At 72.7% G+C, this 16,684-nt stretch carries 16 protein-coding genes; 11 read left to right on the top strand and 5 right to left on the bottom strand.

All coding sequences use genetic code 11. The features are described 5' to 3' along the window. The first annotated feature begins 7 nt into the window (after window positions 1–7). Genes KVS71_RS06550 through KVS71_RS06525 form a run of 6 tightly spaced genes read left to right on the top strand, consistent with a single transcriptional unit; the run spans window position 8 to window position 5,804 of the window. On the top strand, window positions 8–988 hold the full coding sequence (locus KVS71_RS06550) for an ABC transporter permease (RefSeq protein WP_105950227.1): 981 nt from the start codon (window positions 8–10) through the stop codon (window positions 986–988). After that, window positions 985–1,878, top strand: coding sequence for an ABC transporter permease (locus KVS71_RS06545; protein ID WP_105950226.1), 894 nt, complete (start codon window positions 985–987; stop codon window positions 1,876–1,878). The genes KVS71_RS06550 and KVS71_RS06545 overlap by 4 nt, the downstream gene beginning before the upstream one ends. Continuing rightward, window positions 1,875–3,503 (top strand): ABC transporter ATP-binding protein, encoded by a 1,629-nt coding sequence (locus KVS71_RS06540; RefSeq protein WP_217584172.1) that lies wholly within the window; start codon window positions 1,875–1,877, stop codon window positions 3,501–3,503. The genes KVS71_RS06545 and KVS71_RS06540 overlap by 4 nt, the downstream gene beginning before the upstream one ends. Next, on the top strand, window positions 3,500–4,567 hold the full coding sequence (locus tag KVS71_RS06535) for a putative FMN-dependent luciferase-like monooxygenase (RefSeq protein WP_105950224.1): 1,068 nt from the start codon (window positions 3,500–3,502) through the stop codon (window positions 4,565–4,567). Before KVS71_RS06540 ends, KVS71_RS06535 begins: the two co-directional genes overlap by 4 nt. Next, window positions 4,564–5,199 carry a CMD domain protein gene (locus KVS71_RS06530; protein ID WP_217584171.1) on the top strand — a complete coding sequence of 212 codons (636 nt, stop codon included), beginning with the start codon at window positions 4,564–4,566 and terminating at the stop codon, window positions 5,197–5,199. The genes KVS71_RS06535 and KVS71_RS06530 overlap by 4 nt, the downstream gene beginning before the upstream one ends. After that, the gene (locus KVS71_RS06525; protein ID WP_217584170.1) at window positions 5,196–5,804 is read left to right on the top strand and encodes an alkylhydroperoxidase domain protein; all 609 of its coding nucleotides are present in this window, start codon (window positions 5,196–5,198) and stop codon (window positions 5,802–5,804) included. Before KVS71_RS06530 ends, KVS71_RS06525 begins: the two co-directional genes overlap by 4 nt. 10 nt (window positions 5,805–5,814) lie before the next feature. On the opposite strand, the gene KVS71_RS06520 is transcribed toward KVS71_RS06525, so the two are convergent. Continuing rightward, window positions 5,815–5,958, bottom strand: a complete 144-nt coding sequence (locus KVS71_RS06520; RefSeq protein WP_217584169.1) for a hypothetical protein — start codon at window positions 5,956–5,958, stop codon at window positions 5,815–5,817. Between the two features lie 9 nt (window positions 5,959–5,967). On the opposite strand from KVS71_RS06520, the gene KVS71_RS20425 reads away from it, so the two are divergent. Then, window positions 5,968–6,195 carry a GNAT family N-acetyltransferase gene (locus tag KVS71_RS20425; RefSeq protein WP_217584168.1) on the top strand — a complete coding sequence of 76 codons (228 nt, stop codon included), beginning with the start codon at window positions 5,968–5,970 and terminating at the stop codon, window positions 6,193–6,195. A 122-nt stretch (window positions 6,196–6,317) separates the two neighbouring features. Here KVS71_RS20425 and KVS71_RS06510 read toward each other — a convergent pair whose 3' ends face one another. The 4 genes from KVS71_RS06510 to hrpA all read right to left on the bottom strand — a co-directional run bounded on the left by KVS71_RS06510 (window position 6,318) and on the right by hrpA (window position 11,982). After that, window positions 6,318–6,590: a hypothetical protein gene (locus tag KVS71_RS06510; RefSeq protein ID WP_217584167.1), complete on the bottom strand. Its 273-nt coding sequence runs from the start codon at window positions 6,588–6,590 to the stop codon at window positions 6,318–6,320. Continuing rightward, on the bottom strand, window positions 6,587–6,859 hold the full coding sequence (locus KVS71_RS06505; RefSeq protein ID WP_217584166.1) for a hypothetical protein: 273 nt from the start codon (window positions 6,857–6,859) through the stop codon (window positions 6,587–6,589). The genes KVS71_RS06510 and KVS71_RS06505 overlap by 4 nt, the downstream gene beginning before the upstream one ends. A gap of 105 nt (window positions 6,860–6,964) precedes the next feature. Further along, entirely contained in the window at window positions 6,965–7,909 is a 945-nt protein-coding gene (locus KVS71_RS06500) for an NADP-dependent oxidoreductase (RefSeq protein WP_217584165.1), read from the bottom strand. 23 nt (window positions 7,910–7,932) lie between these two features. Next, window positions 7,933–11,982 (bottom strand): ATP-dependent RNA helicase HrpA, encoded by a 4,050-nt coding sequence (hrpA, locus tag KVS71_RS06495; RefSeq protein ID WP_217584164.1) that lies wholly within the window; start codon window positions 11,980–11,982, stop codon window positions 7,933–7,935. 66 nt (window positions 11,983–12,048) lie between these two features. On the opposite strand from hrpA, the gene KVS71_RS06490 reads away from it, so the two are divergent. The 4 genes from KVS71_RS06490 to KVS71_RS06475 all read left to right on the top strand — a co-directional run bounded on the left by KVS71_RS06490 (window position 12,049) and on the right by KVS71_RS06475 (window position 16,669). After that, a complete protein-coding gene (locus tag KVS71_RS06490) occupies window positions 12,049–13,275 on the top strand; it encodes a heparan-alpha-glucosaminide N-acetyltransferase domain-containing protein (protein WP_217584163.1) in 1,227 nt (408 codons plus the stop codon). A 55-nt stretch (window positions 13,276–13,330) separates the two neighbouring features. Beyond that, window positions 13,331–14,167 carry an aldo/keto reductase gene (locus tag KVS71_RS06485; protein ID WP_060923596.1) on the top strand — a complete coding sequence of 279 codons (837 nt, stop codon included), beginning with the start codon at window positions 13,331–13,333 and terminating at the stop codon, window positions 14,165–14,167. A gap of 89 nt (window positions 14,168–14,256) precedes the next feature. Further along, window positions 14,257–14,826 (top strand): FMN reductase, encoded by a 570-nt coding sequence (gene msuE / locus KVS71_RS06480; protein WP_105950217.1) that lies wholly within the window; start codon window positions 14,257–14,259, stop codon window positions 14,824–14,826. A 40-nt stretch (window positions 14,827–14,866) separates the two neighbouring features. Continuing rightward, window positions 14,867–16,669, top strand: coding sequence for a DUF255 domain-containing protein (locus tag KVS71_RS06475; protein ID WP_217584162.1), 1,803 nt, complete (start codon window positions 14,867–14,869; stop codon window positions 16,667–16,669). The last annotated feature ends 15 nt before the right edge of the window (window positions 16,670–16,684 follow it).

The following is a 16,684-nucleotide window of genomic DNA, read 5'->3' as shown; positions in this document are numbered from 1 at the left end:
TGACCCCATGACCTTCGTCCTCCGACGGGCCGGGCAGGCCGCGATCGTGCTGATCGCGGCCTTCACGGCCACGTTCTTCCTGCTGCAGCTGCTGCCGGGAGACGCCATCCTCATCAAGTTCTCCGACCCGAGCCTGGGGCTCTCGCCGGAGCAGCTCGACGACATCCGCGCGACCTACGGTGCCGACGTGCCGTGGGGGGAGCAGTACCTGCACGCCGGTCTCGGCTTCCTCGCCGGCGACTTCGGCTACTCGACCCAGTACGGCACGCCGGTGCGGACGATGCTCGCCGAAGCGCTGCCCGCCACGCTGCTGCTCGCGGCGCTCGGACTGGTGGTCGCCGTCCTCATCGCGGTCCTCATCGCGGCGCTCTCCGCGCTCGCGCCCTTCGCCTGGCTGCGGGACGGTCTGCGGCAGGTGCCGGGGCTGTTCGTCGCGGTGCCGGTGTTCTGGCTCGGCATCCTCCTCATCCAGGTGTTCTCGTTCGGGCTCGGCTGGGTGCCGATCGTGGGAGCCGATCCCGTCAGCGGCCTGATCCTCCCCGTCCTCACGCTCGCCGTGCCGATCTCGGCGCCCCTCGCCCAGGTGCTGGTCCGGTCGATCGACCGGGTGCAGGCACAGCCGTTCGTGACCGTGGTCCGGGCGAAGGGCGCGCCGCCGGCCTGGGTGCTCACCCGCGCGGTCGCACGCAACGCCGCCGTCCCGACGCTCACCATCGCGGGGGTGCTGTTCGGAGAGCTCGTCGGGGGTGCGGTGGTCACCGAGACGGTCTTCGGCCGCACCGGCATCGGACGCCTCACGGAGCAGGCGGTCGCGAACCAGGACATCCCGGTGCTGCAGGGGGTGGTGCTGCTGTCGGCCCTGGGGTTCGTGGTGATCAGCTTCGCCGTCGACCTCGCCACGCCCCTGATCGACCCGCGGCAGCGGCGATCGGCGCGCGCGGCCCGTTCCCGCCCCGTCCGTCCCGCCGCCCAGGAGGTGCCCGCATGACCGCTCCCGTCATCGCCGAGACGTCGGTCGAGACGTCGGATGCCCCGCCCGCGCCGTCCGCCCCGGCGCCCGTCTCCGCATCCCATCCGCGACGGCGGTCGCGCGCCTGGGGGCTGTACCTCGCGTTCGCGGTCGTCGCCGTGGCGGTGCTGTGGGCGGTGATCCCGGGGGTCTTCGCGCCGGGCGATCCGCTGACCGGCGTGCCCGCCGACAAGCTCCTGCCCCCGAGCGCCGCGCACTGGTTCGGGACCGATGCGCTGGGCCGCGACCTGTTCGGCCGGGTCGTCCACGGCGCGGTGCACTCGCTGTCGGGTGCGCTCATCGCCGTGACGGTCGGCCTCGCGCTCGGCACGCTCCTCGGGGCCGTCGCCGGTGCGACCGGCGGCATCGTGGACGACGTGCTGATGCGGATCGTCGACGTGCTGCTGGCCATCCCGGGGCTGCTGCTGTCGCTCTCCGTCATCATCCTGCTCGGCTTCGGCACCGTCAACGCGGCGATCGCCGTGGGACTCGGCAGCGTCGCCGCCTTCGCCCGGCTCATGCGCGCCGAGGTGGCACGGGTGCGCCGCACCGAGTACGTCGAGGCGGCCTTCGGCAGCGGCGGCACCTTCGTCGCCGTGCTGCGCCGGCATGTGCTCCCGAACGCCCTCACCCCGATCGTCGCGCTCGCCGCCTTGCAGTTCGGCACGGCCATCCTCGCCATCTCCACCCTCGGCTTCCTCGGCTACGGCGCTCCGCCGCCCACCCCCGAGTGGGGGCTGCTGATCGCCGAGGGACGCAACTACATCGCGACCGCCTGGTGGCTCACGGCGTTGCCCGGCCTCGTGGTGGTCGCCGTCGTGCTCAGCGCCAACCGCATCAGCCACCGGCTCGGAAGGAGCGCCCGATGAGCGCGCCAACCCCCGTCCTCACGGCGACGGACCTGCGGGTCTCGTACGCCGGCCGCGAGGTCGTGCACGGCCTCTCGTTCGCCATCGCCGAGGGGGAGACGCTCGCCCTGGTCGGCGAGTCGGGCTCCGGCAAGTCCACCACGGCGCACGCCCTCCTCGGCCTGCTGCCGGAGGGTGGACGGGTCGAGGGCGGCCGCGTCCGGCTCGGCGACCTCGACATCTCCGGATGGTCGGATCGGGCGTTCCGCGGCATCCGCGGGTCGGAGATCGGGCTGGTGCCGCAGGATCCGACGACGTCGCTCGACCCGGTGCGCCCCGTGGGCGTGCAGGTCGCCGAGGTGCTGCGCCTGCACGGGCATCGCGACCGTCGCTCCCGGAACGCCCGCGTGCTCGAGCTGCTCGAGCGCGTCGGGCTGGACGACCCCGAGCTGCGGGCGCGCCAGTATCCGCACGAGCTCTCCGGCGGCATGCGGCAGCGCGTGCTCATCGCGGCCGCGATCGCCCTCCGCCCTCGGCTGCTCATCGCGGACGAGCCCACCAGCGCCCTCGACGCCACGGTCCAGCGCCGCGTGCTGGACCTGCTGGACGAACTGCAGCGCGAGGACGGCACGAGCATCCTGCTCGTGACGCACGACCTCGGCGTCGCCGCGGACCGGGCGGCGCGGATCGCGGTGCTGAAGGACGGCCGGATCGTGGAGCAGGGGCCGAGTGCGCAGGTGCTCGCCGATCCGGAAGACCCGTACACGCGGCAGCTGCTCACCGACGCGCCCGCCTTCACGACCGGCTTCCGGCGTCCGGACGCGCCGCCGTTCCTCCGGGATGCCGCGGCGGTGGCCGCCGAGAAGCCCTACGAGATCGTGGCCGCGGGCCTCGTGAAGGAGTTCCGGGTCGCGGGTCGTGAGCGCTTCCGGGCGGTCGACGACGTCTCCTTCCGGGTACGGCGCGGGACGACCCATGCCCTGGTCGGCGAGTCCGGATCGGGCAAGTCCACGACCGCGCGCCTGGTCACGCGCTTCCTCCGTCCGGACGCCGGGACCGTGGAGCTCGCGGGGGAGGACGCGACGGCCGTCGAGGGGGCGCGACTGCGTGCGCTGCGCCGGCGGATCCAGCTCGTGTACCAGAACCCGTTCGCCTCCCTCGACCCGCGGCAGCAGATCGCCGACATCGTGGCCGAGCCGCTGCACAACTTCCGCATCGGCACCCGCTCCGAGCGTCGGGATCGGGCGGTCGCGCTGCTCGAACGCGTGGCGCTGCCGGCGGATGCGGCACGCCGCACCCCGAGCGAGCTGTCCGGCGGGCAGCGCCAGCGGGTCGCGATCGCGCGGGCGCTCGCCGTCGACCCGGAGATCCTCGTGCTCGACGAGGCGGTGTCGGCGCTCGACGTGACGGTGCAGGCACGCATCCTCGAACTGCTCTCCGCGCTCCAGGCCGAGCTCGGACTCACCTACCTCTTCATCTCGCACGACCTCGCCGTGGTGCGCCGCATCAGCCACACCGTCTCCGTCATGCACCGCGGACGCGTCGTGGAGGACGGGCCGACCGAAGAGCTGTTCCACGACCCGCAGCACGAGAACACCCGGGAGCTGCTGGCCGCGGTCCCCGGACGAACGGAGATCCTCGCATGAGCACCACCCCTCGTCCCACCGTCGCGTTCTTCACGCGGCTCCTCGACGACGCGTCCCCGGCCGACCGCTACCGCCTCGCCCTGACGCAGATCCAGCACGCCGAGGAGCACGGCGTGGGGAGGGCGTGGGTGGCGCAGCACCACTTCCGGGCTGCGGAAGGCGGGCTGCCCTCGCCGCTCGTCTTCCTCGCGCACGCGGCGGCACGCACCTCGCGGATCCGCCTCGGCACCGGGATCATCACCCTGCCCCTCGAAGACCCGGTCCGCGTGGCCGAGGACGCCGTGGTGGCCGACCTGCTCGCCGACGGGCGGATCGACCTCGGGCTCGGCAGCGGCGGTACCCCGTCATCCTTCGCGCCCTTCGGGGAGGACGTGCGCGACAAGGGGCCCACCTACGACCGCAAGCTCAGTCTCCTGCTCGACGCTCTCGCCGGCCGGGACATCGGTGCGGGGAACACGCTGTATCCGGACGCAGGGTCGCTGGCCGCGCGCATCTGGCAGGCGACGTTCTCGGCCCCCGGCGGTCATCGGGCGGGCGTCCACGGTCACGGACTGCTCCTGTCCCGCACACAGCCCCGCCCCCACGACCGGCTGCACGCGCCGCTGTCCGCGCTGCAGGACCCCATCATCGACGCGTACCTCGACGCGCTCCCCGCCGAGGCGACCCCGCGCATCACCGCCTCCCGCACCGTGTTCGTGGCGGACGACCGCGCCGAGGCGCTCCGGTTCGCCGAGGTCGGGTTGCGGCGCGCGGCCGAGGGCTTCCGTCGGCAGGGCCAGACGATCCCCGGAGACGACCTCGACGACCTCATCGCCGCTCTCGACACGCATCTCGGCACGCCCGAGGAGGTCGCCGCCTCGCTCGCCGCCGACGCCACGTTGCACCGCGCGACCGAGGTGGCGTTCCAGGTGCACTCGGTCGACGCGCCGCACGCCCACGTCCTGCGCTCGATCGAGCTGTTCGCGACGGAGGTCGCCCCGGCCCTCGGCTACGCGCTGAGTCCGCCGGATCCCGAGAGCACCCGCACGACCGAGAACACCCCCACCGTGAAGGAGAACGCATGACCGCCGACATCGTCGACCAGCTGACGGGGGTGACGCCGGAGCTGGATGCGCTGCGTCGTCGCCGTCCCGTGACCAGGGAGCAGCTCCAGGCGAGCTTCGACGCGCTGTTCCACCCGGTCTCCGCGGAGCACGTGTCGCTCGCGGAGCGCGCGCTCATCGCGGCGTTCGCGACCGCGCTCGCCGGTGCCGACGACCACACGGCGGAGTTCTACGCCGAGAGGGCCCGCGAGATCGACCCGGAGCGCGCCGCGATCGTCGCCCGAGTGGCCGACGCCGCCGCGACCACGGGACCGTTCGGCGCCTACACCGAACGCGGGCTGGAGGCGGAGAGCACCGACGGCGCGCGGTACGTGCCGGACGCGGCGGCGTCGGCCGCCCTGGGGGAGCGCCTCGCGGCGGCTCTCGCGCACACGCACCTGCTGGTGTTCCGTCCCCGCGAGGCATCGGGCGCCGATCTCGGCCGCCTGCACGACGCCGGCTGGTCGACGGACGGCATCGTGACACTGTCGCAGCTCGTGTCGTTCCTCGCCTTCCAGCAGCGGGTCGTCACCGGCCTGCGGGTGCTCCAGGACGCCGGGCTGACCGCCACCGCCACAGATACCGACACCGACACCGACGAGGAGGCCGCATGACCGCCGCCGACACCGTGCTCCGCCACGACGACGCCCCGTATCCCGACGCCTTCACCCGCGCCGAGGTCGGCTGGACGCCGCACCTCGCGCCGCTGGCGGAGGAGGATCTCACCCCGCGACACCTCGACGGCCTCGTCGACGCCGCCCGCGCGAAGAACGAGTACTTCCGGCTGCTCGCGCGCGACCCCGAGGTGCTCCGCGCGCGCACCCTCGTCGACAAGGACATCTTCTACAACACCGCGGAGGGCCTCCCACGCGCCGAGCGGGAGCTCGCGGCCACCGCAGCCTCCCGCCGCAACGGCTGCGTGTTCTGTGCCTCCGTGCACTCCCGGTTCGCGGCGCACCACGGCAAGCGGCCGGGGGACGTCGATACGCTCCTCGCCGAGGGCGTGGACGCGGATCTCGGGGAGCGCTGGAACGCGATCGTCGCCGCCGCGGTCGCGCTGACCGACACGCCCCGCACGTTCGGTCCCGCGCACATCGCGCGCCTCCGTGCGGCCGGACTGGACGACCTCGAGATCGCGGACGTCGTGTACGGCGCGGCCTTCTTCAACTGGGCGAACCGGCTGATGCTCTCGCTCGGCCGCCCCGTCGCTCCCGCCTGACCTCGCGGGGTCAGGGGACGAGGATGATCTTCCCCGAGGCGGCGCCGGTCTCCCTGAGCTCATGGGCCCGTGCCGCCTCGGCGAGGGGCAGGTCTGGGCCGAGACGTTCACCCGTGAGCTGGGCCCGAAGGTCGAGGGATGGGTCGGTGGTCACTTTGAGTTCGTGGAGCTCGCGGTGATTCGCGAGGCTCGTGGACGAGGCATCGGCGGTCGATTACATGACGCTCTGCTCGCCGACCTCGACCATCACTGCGCCCTGCTCGCAACATCCAGCAACCCTCAGGACCCGGCAGTCCAGTTGTACTCATCGCGAGGATGGCAGAGCCTTGCCAGGTACGGCGACGATAGACAGGTGACGGGCCTCGTCCTCAAAGAACTGAGCACAAGCTGAGCCAGGATCCGTTGCGGCAACGATCGTCTCAACCGGCCGGACCGGCCTTCGGATCACCCCGAGATGTGCTCACGCGGGGAACTCCGGCGGTGACGCAGGGTACGAGAGGGGAGAGCGTCGTGCTACGGCTGCTTGCCGGCGTCGGGTCCGTGCGCAGCCTCGAATGCTCGTACCTTGCGGCGATAGTCGAACCACAGCTTCACGCCGTACAACGCGAGTGCCAGTGGTAAGAGGAAGGCGATCCAGTCGATAACCTCGGCGACGTCGAGGCCCCCTAAGCCCCGAAGTGCGGCGACTGCGCCCCAGCCGATCATCATGAAGAGCGCGGTCAGACGCAAGCGTCCGAGGGCGAGGCGCTGCTGAGTCAGGGACGGGACGGGGTCTTTCGCAGTCATCTGATTCCCTGACCGCTACCCGTGTCGAAGAGCTCCCGTCTGCGCCGCTTCTGATCTCGAATCAGGGGGATGAACACACCGAGGCCGAACGTGAGTCCGAGGAAGACGGTCGGGATCCATTGTCCGGTGAGGTCGGCGACGAGAAACGCTGCGCCGATCGTCATCGCGACCCAACCCACTCCGAGCAGCGTCATCAGCCATGCCCGACGGCCGAGCTTGCGCTCGGTCACGGCGAGTTCGTCCGGAGAATCCCCCAGAGATTCAGTCATGCGCGCAGCTTATCGCTGGGCTGAAGGCTGGCGGCGGGCCTGTCCTTCTCGACGCCGACATAACCGGTGGTGACACCAATTCCGCTCCGGTACGACCCTGATCCATCAGGGGACGAGGATGATCTTCCCGGAGGCGGCGCCGGTCTCCATGAGCTCATGGGCCCGTGCCGCCTGGTCGAGGGGCAGCTCCGGGCCGAGTTCGATGGTGAAGTCGCCCGCGGCCAGCAGGTCGACCGTCTTCTGCAGCGCTTCTGCGCGCCACTCCAGCTCCTGCGGCGTGAGCGGCTCGGGCGAGCCGCCGGAGAACGCCCGGATACCGAAGTCGGCGGCGTCGGGGCCACGGACGATGGTCGCGATGCGGTCGCGGTCGGCGACCAGGGCGATGGAGGTCTCGATCGCCTCGTCGGTGCCCGCACAGTCCAAGACGACGGTCACGGGGGAGGGGGCCGCCGCGCGGACGCGGTCGAGCAGCCCGTCTCCGTAGGCCACGGGGATCGCGCCGAGCTCGCGGAGCTGGTCGTGCCGGGCGGGGCTCGCGGTGGCGATCACGGTCGCGCCCCAGGCGACCGCGAACTGCACGGCGGCCTGGCCGACCGCACCCGAGCCCGCGTGCACGAGGAGCACGTCGTCGGCCGTCACGGCGAGCGAGCGGAGGGACTGATAGGCGGTGCCGGCCGGGATGCCGATCGCCGCCCCCTCGGCCGCGGTGACGGCGTCCGGGAGCTTCACGAGCTTGTCGGCCTCGACCGCGAGGGCGGAGGCGTAGGTCCCGAGCGTGTCGCGGATCGCGACGCGGTCGCCGACCTCGAACCCGTCCACGCCCTCGCCCAGCACCTCGATCACCCCGGCGCCGTCGAACCCGACCGGACGCGGCTCGGTGATCGGCGCGGAGGGGCGCTTGCCGCCGCGGAGCTTGGCGTCGATGGGGTTGGCGCCGGCCGCCTCGATGCGCACCAGCGCCTCGCCGCGGACGGGCACGGGGTCAGGCACCTCCATCAGGTGGAGGACAGCGGGGGATCCGAACTCGGTGTAGACGATCGCGCGGGCCATGCCCTCAGGCTACCCGGCGGGGGTCACTTCCCCGCGAGCGCCTTGGTGATCCGCTGCGGCGACACCGGCTGCGCGGTGCCGAGACGCTGGGCGAAGACGCTGACCCGGTACTCCTCCAGCAGCCAGCGCACCTCGACGATCGCGGGCGGAGCGTCGGGCGCGAGGGGGATGGTGCCCCCGGCGTCCGCGAACAGCACGGCCATCCGCTCGAACTCCGTCATCCGCGCGCGGTCCTTGCCCGGCTCGTTCGCGAGGGTCTTCAGCCGGTCGATCATGCCGTCGAGGTACCGGGGGAAGTGGGCGAGCCGGTCGACCCCCGCCGCCGCGACGAAGCCGGGATGCAGCAGTCCGGAGAGCTGGCTGCGGATGTCGTTCAGCGGGCCGAGCAGCGCCAGCGCGTTCTGCGCCTTGATGCCGCGCTCCACCTCCCGCGCCTTCGTCAGGATGCGCGCGACGAGGGAGACGCAGGCGAAGAGCTCGTCGACGAGCACGGCGGACACGGCGTCGCGCACCCGCGCGAACTCGGCCTCGGTGCGCACGACGCCGCGGTCCCGGCCGTCGGCGCCGCCGGTCGACGCGTCGATCACGCGACGGGCGACGGCGGCCCGGCAGTCCTCGATGAGCGCGGCCGCCGACGGATACGGCGAGGCGGCGAGTCCGAGCTTCTCCTGGCTGGTGAGGTGCTGCTGCACGTACGAGGACGGCGAGGGCACCGCGAGCAGGACGAGACGGAGCACGCCGTCGCGCGTGGTGGCGGCCGCGGCGTCGGGAGTCGCCTCGACCCGCACCGACACGCTCGTGCCGGCATCGACGATCGCCGGATACCCCCGGACGACGCCGCCCGCGACCTTGGTGTCGATGACCGCCGGGAGGTCGCCGAACGTCCACGCCGTCAGCCCGGTCTGTTCGACCGGAGCGGCGGCCACGCGCTCCGCCCCGCGCGGTCCCGGTGTCTCCGCACGCCCGGGGCGCGCGATGGAGCGGGCGACGCTGCTGCGCGCGCGGTCGGAGAGCTGAGCCTGCAGCGATCGGAGATCGCGCCCGGACCCGACCACGCGTCCCCGCTCGTCCACGGCGCGGAAGTTCATGCGCAGATGCGCCGGCACCCGTTCGTCGTCGAAGTCGGCGGCCGTGACCACCTGGTTCGCGAGCGGCTGCACGAGCCGCGCGAGCGCCTCCTTGAGGGTGCGCGGGGGGAGACCGCCGTGCACCTCCGGACCCTCGTCGGCCAGCGCCGCCCCGAACTTCTCCGCCCAGTCGGCGGCGGGGACGACGTGGCGCCGGATGGCCTTGGGCAGCGCACGCAGCAGTCCGGTGACGAGCTCGGCGCGCAGCCCTGGCACCTGCCAGTCGAAGCCGCGGTCCTCGATCTGGGCGAGCAGCGGCAGAGGCAGCACGACGCTCACGCCGTCGTCAGGTGCGCCCGGCTCGAACCGGTACGCGAGGCCGAGCACCTGGTCGCCCTGCGTCCACCGGGTCGGGAACTCGCGCTGGTCGGCGCGGTCCTCGTCGTCGATGAGGTCGCTCTCGCGCATCACGAGCAGCTTCGGCGTCGCGGTCAGCGCCTCGCGCCACCACTTCTCGAACGACCGCACGTCGAACACGTCAGCGGGGATGCGCTCGTCGTAGAAGCGGAAGACGGCCTCGTCGCCGGCCAGGATGTCGCGGCGCCGCTCGCGCTCCTCGAGCTTCTCGAGGCGGCGGCGGAGCTCGGCGTTGCTGCGCCAGAACGCGCTGACCCGCTTGTCGATGCGGGACGGGTCCCATTCGCCCTCGACGAGCGCATGACGGACGAAGAGCTCGCGCGAGGCGGCCCGGTCGATGCGGGCGAACTGCACCCGCCGGCGCGGGATGATCTCGACCCCGAACAGGGTGACCTTCTCGAAGGCAACGGCGGCTCCGGCGTCCTTGGACCAGTGCGGCTCGGTGACCTGGCGCTTCGCGAGGTCGCCGGCGAGCGGCTCTGCCCAGGCGGGGTCGATGGCGGCGACGGTGCGGGCGAAGGTGCGGGAGGTCTCCACAATCTCGGCCGCCATGACCGCCCGGGGGCTCTTCTTGCGCAGCCCTGAGCCCGGGAAGATCGAGAACCGGATGCCCCGCGCGCCCCGGTACTCCGTGATCCGGCGGCGCGCGTCCTTCGCAGGGGAGTGAGCCTTCCCCGCGGGGGCGGTGCGCTCGTCGAGGATGCCGATCTGCGACAGCAGGCCGGACAGCAGCGCGCGGTGGATGGCGTCCGGATCGGCCGCGCCGCCCGGCTCCGCCCCGCGGTCGGGGTTCTTCACGAGCGTGCGGAGCTGGCGGTGCACGTCGAACCACTCGCGGACGCGCACGTAGTTGAGGTGCTCGCTGCGGCACAGCCGGCGGAACGCGCTGGAGCCGAGCTCGCGCTGCTGTTCGCGCAGGTGGTTCCAGAGGTTCAGGAGAGTGAGGAAGTCGCTCGTCGGGTCCACGAAGCGCGCGTGCAGCCGGTCCGCCTCCTCGCGGCGCTCCTCGGGTCGCTCCCGGACGTCCTGGATGGACAGCCCCGCCACGATCGCGAGCACGTCCCGCAGCACCGCCCTCTGGGTCCCTGAGCCTGTCGAAGGGCTTGACCCCCTCTGGGTCCCTGAGCCTGTCGAAGGGCCTGACCCCCTCTGGGTCCCTGAGCCTGTCGAAGGGCCTGCCCCCCTCTGGGTCCCTGAGCCTGTCGAAGGGCCTGCCTCGATGAGCATGCGCGCGAACCGGGGGTCCATCGGCATCCGGGCTATGTCGCGTCCGATCCGGGTGAGCCGGGGGCCGTCGTCCGGCCCCCGCGCCGGGCGGAGGGCGCCGAGCTCGGTGAGCAGGTCGAACGCCGCCTTCACGCCCCGGGAGTCGGGCGGGGTGAGGAAGGGGAACGCGGTGATGTCGCCGAAGCCGAGCGCGAGCATCTGCAGGATGACGGAGGCGAGGGAGGTGCGCAGGATCTCGGGTTCGGTGAACTCGGGACGCCGCGCGTAGTCCTCCTCGGAGTACAGGCGGATGGCGATGCCGTCGCTCGTGCGGCCGGCGCGGCCGGAGCGCTGGTTCGCCGAGGCCTGGGAGATGGCCTCGATGGGCAGCCGCTGCACCTTCGAGCGGTTGCTGTACCGCGAGATGCGTGCGGTGCCGGTGTCGATGACGTATTTGATGCCGGGGACCGTGAGGCTCGTCTCGGCGACGTTCGTCGCGAGCACCACGCGGCGACGGACGCCGGCCACGGTGCTGCGCTCGAACACCCGGTGCTGCTCGGCGGCGGAGAGCCGGCCGAACAGGGGGAGCACCTCGGTGGGCGAACGGTCCTTCGCGTAGGCGGCGCGCACGGCGTCGGCCGCGTCCCGGATCTCCGCCTCGCCCGGCAGGAACACGAGCACGTCGCCGGGCGCCTCCCGGTCGAGCTCGCGGAGTGCCGAGACGATCGCGCTCACCTCGTCCTCCGGCTCGCCGGCGGCGTCCTGCTCTGCGTCCTCGTCGACGAGCGGGCGATAGCGGATCTCGACGGGATACGTGCGCCCCGACACCTCGATGACGGGCGCGGGGGTGCCGTCGGCGGCGGCGAAGTGCCGGGCGAAGCTCTCCGGATCGATCGTGGCGGAGGTGATGATCACCTTCAGGTCAGGACGCTCCGGGAGGATGCGGGCGAGGTAGCCCAGCAGGAAGTCGACGTTGAGGGATCGTTCGTGCGCCTCGTCGATGATGATCGTGTCGTAGCGCGTCAGCAGCCGGTCGCGGTGGATCTCGTTGAGGAGGATCCCGTCGGTCATCAGCGCGATCCGCGTCTCATCGGAGACCTTGTCGGTGAAGCGCACCTTGTAGCCGACGAGGGTGCCGAGCTCGACCCGCAGCTCCTCGGCCACGCGCTCCGCGATCGTGCGGGCGGCCAGGCGGCGGGGCTGGGTGTGGGCGATGCGCTCGCGGCCCAGTTCCAGCGCGATCTTCGGGAGCTGGGTGGTCTTCCCCGATCCGGTCGCACCGGCGACGATGACGACCTGGTGGTCGCGGATGGCGTCGGCGATCTCGTCCCTGGCCGCGCTGACGGGCAGCTCCGGAGGGTAGGAGATCACGGGGGAGGACATAGCCCTCCATCGTATGCCGGGATGTGCACCGGGGTCGCCGCGATCGCCGCATACCATCATCGGGTGATGACTGCTCTCCGCCCCGTGCGCTGGTTCCGTGATTTCGGGCGGCCGCCGCGCATCCTCGGTCTCGACGTCGCGCGGGGTCTGGCGATCCTCGGCATGGCCGGTGCCCACGTCGGGGTGACGGAGGCGTTCGAGTGGGGCGACCCGACCACCTGGACCGACCTCGTGCACGGCCGCTCCTCGATCCTCTTCGCGCTGCTCGCCGGCGTCTCCATCGCCCTCATGACCGGGCGCGACGTGCTGCCGGAGCGGGAGCGCCTGCCGAGCATCCGCCTCAACCTCGTGGGCCGCGGCGCGGTGATCTTCGTGATCGGTCTCGCCCTGGAGCTCCTCAACACGCCGATCGCCGTGATCCTCACCCTGTACGGCCTGCTCTACGTCGCCGTCATCCCCGTGCTGCGGTGGCGACCGCGGCAGCTGCTCCTCGGCGCCGCCGTCCTCGCCCTCGCCGGTCCGGCGCTGCTCGCTCTGCTCAGTGCGGTGGCGCTGCAGCCGTTCGGCGCGGGCATCGGGTTCGTGCTCTACGGCACCTATCCGATCACCGTGTGGCTGGCGCTCGTGCTCGGCGGCATGGCTCTGGGGCGGCTCCGGGTGCAGGAGGTGCGCACGGCCGTCGTCGCCCTCGTCGTCGGCGTGGTCCTCGCCGCGATCGGCTACGGCCTGGGCGCCCTCGGCGCGGGCGCGGGGCTGGGGGGAGAGACGGGATCGATCGTCTCCTCGACCAGCGCCTCCTCCGGGAGCGAGAGCATCGAGATCCTTCCCGACGAGAGCCTGTCGTCGTCGTTCATCCCCGACGATGTGATGCCGCCGTCCGGCTGGGAGAGCTATCCCGAGGCGCTCGCCGCGACGGATCCGCTCGGCTCCATGGTCCGCGCGGTCTTCGCTGTCGACCCGCACAGCGGTGGCACCGCCGAGATCCTGGGCTCCGGTGGCTTCGCCCTCGCGGTGGTCGCGCTGTGCCTGCTGCTGAGCCGTCCGCTGCGCTGGCCGCTGCTGCCCCTCGGTGCGCTGGGGTCCATGCCGCTCACGGCATACAGCCTGCACGTCGTCTCCGTCGTCCTCGTCGCGGGTCCCGGCGGCTTCATCGCGGACAACGCCTTCTGGGCGCTCACCGCCGTGGGACTCCTGCTGGTCACGACGCTGTGGGCGATGTTCGTCGGCCGCGGCCCGCTGGAACGTCTCGTCGGAAAGGGCGCCGCCGCGATGGCGGCCGTCCCTCGCCGCTGACGCTTTTCGTCATCCACACGGGCGCACCTGTCATCACAGGTCCTAGGCTGGGGGGATGACCATTCCTGCACTCGAACTGAACGACGGCAACTCCATCCCCCAGCTGGGCTACGGCGTCTTCAAGGTGCCGCCGGCAGAGACCGAGAAGGCGGTGAGCGAGGCCCTCGAGATCGGGTACCGCCACATCGACACCGCCGCGATCTACGGCAACGAAGAGGGCGTCGGCGCGGCCATCGCGTCCTCCGGCATCCCCCGCGAGGAGCTCTTCGTCACCACGAAGCTGTGGAACGACCGCCACCACGACGACGAGCCCCGCGCCGCCATCGGCGAGAGCCTCGAGAAGCTCGGCCTGGAGCAGGTGGACCTGTACCTCGTGCACTGGCCCACCCCGGCGAAGGACGACTACGTCCACGCGTTCGCGAAGCTCGTCGAGCTGCGCGACGCGGGCCTGACCCGCAGCATCGGCGTCTCGAACTTCCTCGTGCCGCACCTGGAGCGCACGGTGAAGGAGACCGGCGTCGTCCCGGCTGTGAACCAGATCGAGCTGCACCCGGCCTACCAGCGCCGCGAGGAGGTCGCGTGGGCCGAGGCCAACGGCGTCCGCATCGAGGCCTGGGGTCCGCTCGGCCAGGGCAAGTACGACCTCTTCGGCACCCCGGCGATCGCGGAGGCGGCCGCCGCCCACGGCGTGACCCCCGCACAGGCCGTCCTGCGCTGGCACCTGCAGAAGGGCATTATCGTCTTCCCGAAGTCGGTGCGTCCGGAGCGCCTGCGCGAGAACCTGGACGTGTTCGGCTTCGAGCTCACCGACGCCGAGATCGCCGCGATCGACGCGCTCGACCCGCTCGACGGCTCCGGCCGCGTGGGCTCGCACCCCGACGAGGTCAACTGACGGCACGCACGCTGCGCAGCACCCCCTCCACATGACGCCCCGTGTCGCTTCGCGCGACACGGGGCGTCCGCGTGGGTACCGTCGAGCCCATGACAGCTCCGCTCCGCGTCGTCGCCGTCTCGGGCTCCCTCCACGAGCCGAGCAAGACCACCGCTCTCCTCCGTGCGATCACCGCCGCGGTCGCCGAGCGCGCCCCCGTCGAGGCGCAGCTGATCGAGCTCACGCAGGTCGGCCCCTCCCTCGCGGGTGCTCTCACCCGTGACCAGCTCCCGCCGGAGGTGGAGGCGAACCTGCGGGCGATCGAGACCGCCGACCTCCTCATCGTGGGCAGCCCGGTGTACCGCGCCTCGTTCACGGGGCTGTTCAAGCACCTGTTCGACTTCGTAGACCAGTACGCCCTGGTCGGCACGCCGGTGCTCCTCGCCGCGACCGGCGGGGGCGAGCGGCACGCCCTCATGATCGAGCACCAGCTGCGCCCCCTGTTCGCGTTCTTCCAGGCGCTCACCCTCCCGCTCGGCGTGTACGCGAGCACGACCGACTTCGACGGCTACGAGGTGGCGACCGACGTGCTGCGTGCGCGGATCGCGCTCGCGGCCGAGCGGGCCCTCCCGCTCGTCGGCTACACCCTGTCGCGCCCCGCGGAGCTGCTCGTCGGTTGATCCGGGTCCGGAGTCGGTGACCCCGGCGTAGCGTGGGAGCATGACGAACCGGCTCGCCGACACCCTCAGCCCTTACCTGCGGGCGCACGCGGACAATCCCGTCGACTGGTACCCCTGGGGCGAGGATGCCTTCGCCGAGGCCCGCCGCCGGGACGTCCCGATGCTGATCTCGATCGGCTACTCCACCTGCCACTGGTGCCATGTGATGGCGCGCGAGTCGTTCGCCGACCCGGAGACCGCCGCCCGCATCAACGAGGGGTTCGTCGCGGTGAAGGTCGACCGCGAGGAGCATCCGCACGTCGACGGGGCCTACATGGCCGCCGCGTCGGCGTTCACGCGGAACCTCGGCTGGCCGCTCACGGTGTTCACCACGCCCGCCGGTCGCGCCTTCTACGCGGGGACGTACTGGCCGCCGGAGGCGCGACCGCCGATGCCCGCGTTCCGCGAGGTGCTGGTGGCCGTCCGCGAGGCGTGGACGACGCGACGGGCGCAGGCCGAGGAATCCGCGGACGCGGTGACCGCGGCGCTCGCCGAGGCCGCGCAGGCCACGGCATCGACCCTGCCGGACACCGCCGCCCTCGCGGAAGCCGCCCGCGGCCTCGCTGCCAGGGAGGACGCGGAGTTCGGCGGCTTCGGCGGAGCTCCGAAGTTCCCGGTGGCCACGACCCTGCGGTTCCTCCAGGAGCCCCTCATCCGCGCGGCCGTACCGGAGGCGGCGGCTGCGGCCGAACGCGCGCTCGCGGCGATGGCCGCGTCGGACCTGCGTGACGCCGATGGCGGGTTCTTCCGCTATGCGACCCGGCGTGACTGGACGGTGCCGCACTACGAGCGCATGCTGACCGACAACGCCCAGCTGCTCGAGGTCGCGCTCGACGCCGGCGACGAGGAGACCGCCCGCGGGATCGCCGGCTTCCTGCTCGGCGCGCTGCGGCGGGAGGGCGGCGGCTTCGGTGCCGCGCAGGACTCCGAGTCGTGGATCGACGGCGTTCGCAACGAGGGTGGGTACTACCTCCGTCCGGTTGCGGAGCGCACCGCCTTGGAGCCGCCGGCGGTGGACGGCAAGGTCATCACGGGATGGAACGGCCTCGCGATCGCGGCACTCGCCCGCGCGGGCGCGGCACTCGGCGAAGACGCGTGGATCGCCGCCGCTGCGGAGGCCGCCGCCGCCGTGCTCGGCACCAATCGCGGGGCCGACGGCGCGCTCGTGCGGGCATCGCTGGACGGCCGGGCCTCCGCCGCGGTCGCCACGGCCGCCGACCTCGCGCTGCTCGCCGAGGGGCTGTTCGCCCTCGCGGCGGCCACCGGCGACGTCGCTCCGGCGGTCACGGCCCTGGGCCTCCTCGACGAGGTGCTGGACGGCGCCGCGGGGGACGACCCGTTGCTCCGCGCGCAGGGCATCGCCGCCTCGCCCGACCACACCGACGGCGACCTTCCCTCGGACACGGCCGCGGTCGCGCAGGCTGCGCTCACCGCCTGGCGGCTCGGGGCGGGGGACCGCTACCGCGCGGCGGCGGCCGAGCGGGTGGAGGCCCTCGCCTCTCGGGCCCTCGCCCAGCCGTTCGCCCACGGCAGCCTGCTCCGGGTCGCCGCCGGACTCGCCGCGGCGCCGCGGCAGCTCGTCGTGGTGACGGAGGACCCCGGCGGCGCGCTCGCCGCCGCGGCCCGCGGAGCCGATGCCGATGTCGTCGCCGTCGTCACGCCGGCGCAGGCCGCGGCGTTCGCCGCCTCGGGGTTCGAGCTGTTCGAGGGCAAGGAGGCGACCGCCGAGCGCGCATACGACTGCCGCGCCTTCGTGTGCCGCCTGCCGGTGAGCGATCCGGCCGCGGTGTCTCGCGCACGGTGAGCCGCCTTGTTCGGA

The sequence above is a fragment of the Microbacterium sp. GbtcB4 genome (assembly GCF_019091465.1).
GTDB lineage: Bacteria > Actinomycetota > Actinomycetes > Actinomycetales > Microbacteriaceae > Microbacterium > Microbacterium paraoxydans.
This window is presented reverse-complemented; position numbering and strand designations above follow the sequence as displayed.

What these genes read in the sequence shown, in the direction of transcription:
- KVS71_RS06550 (WP_105950227.1), top strand. Translation starts at nt 8, where the DNA reads ATGACCTTCGTCCTCCGACGGGCCGGGCAGGCCGCGATCGTGCTGATC.
- KVS71_RS06545 (WP_105950226.1), top strand. Translation starts at nt 985, where the DNA reads ATGACCGCTCCCGTCATCGCCGAGACGTCGGTCGAGACGTCGGATGCC.
- KVS71_RS06540 (WP_217584172.1), top strand. Translation starts at nt 1,875, where the DNA reads ATGAGCGCGCCAACCCCCGTCCTCACGGCGACGGACCTGCGGGTCTCG.
- KVS71_RS06535 (WP_105950224.1), top strand. Translation starts at nt 3,500, where the DNA reads ATGAGCACCACCCCTCGTCCCACCGTCGCGTTCTTCACGCGGCTCCTC.
- KVS71_RS06530 (WP_217584171.1), top strand. Translation starts at nt 4,564, where the DNA reads ATGACCGCCGACATCGTCGACCAGCTGACGGGGGTGACGCCGGAGCTG.
- KVS71_RS06525 (WP_217584170.1), top strand. Translation starts at nt 5,196, where the DNA reads ATGACCGCCGCCGACACCGTGCTCCGCCACGACGACGCCCCGTATCCC.
- KVS71_RS06510 (WP_217584167.1), bottom strand. Translation starts at nt 6,590, where the DNA reads ATGACTGCGAAAGACCCCGTCCCGTCCCTGACTCAGCAGCGCCTCGCC.
- KVS71_RS06505 (WP_217584166.1), bottom strand. Translation starts at nt 6,859, where the DNA reads ATGACTGAATCTCTGGGGGATTCTCCGGACGAACTCGCCGTGACCGAG.
- KVS71_RS06500 (WP_217584165.1), bottom strand. Translation starts at nt 7,909, where the DNA reads ATGGCCCGCGCGATCGTCTACACCGAGTTCGGATCCCCCGCTGTCCTC.
- hrpA (WP_217584164.1), bottom strand. Translation starts at nt 11,982, where the DNA reads ATGTCCTCCCCCGTGATCTCCTACCCTCCGGAGCTGCCCGTCAGCGCG.
- KVS71_RS06490 (WP_217584163.1), top strand. Translation starts at nt 12,049, where the DNA reads ATGACTGCTCTCCGCCCCGTGCGCTGGTTCCGTGATTTCGGGCGGCCG.
- KVS71_RS06485 (WP_060923596.1), top strand. Translation starts at nt 13,331, where the DNA reads ATGACCATTCCTGCACTCGAACTGAACGACGGCAACTCCATCCCCCAG.
- msuE (WP_105950217.1), top strand. Translation starts at nt 14,257, where the DNA reads ATGACAGCTCCGCTCCGCGTCGTCGCCGTCTCGGGCTCCCTCCACGAG.
- KVS71_RS06475 (WP_217584162.1), top strand. Translation starts at nt 14,867, where the DNA reads ATGACGAACCGGCTCGCCGACACCCTCAGCCCTTACCTGCGGGCGCAC.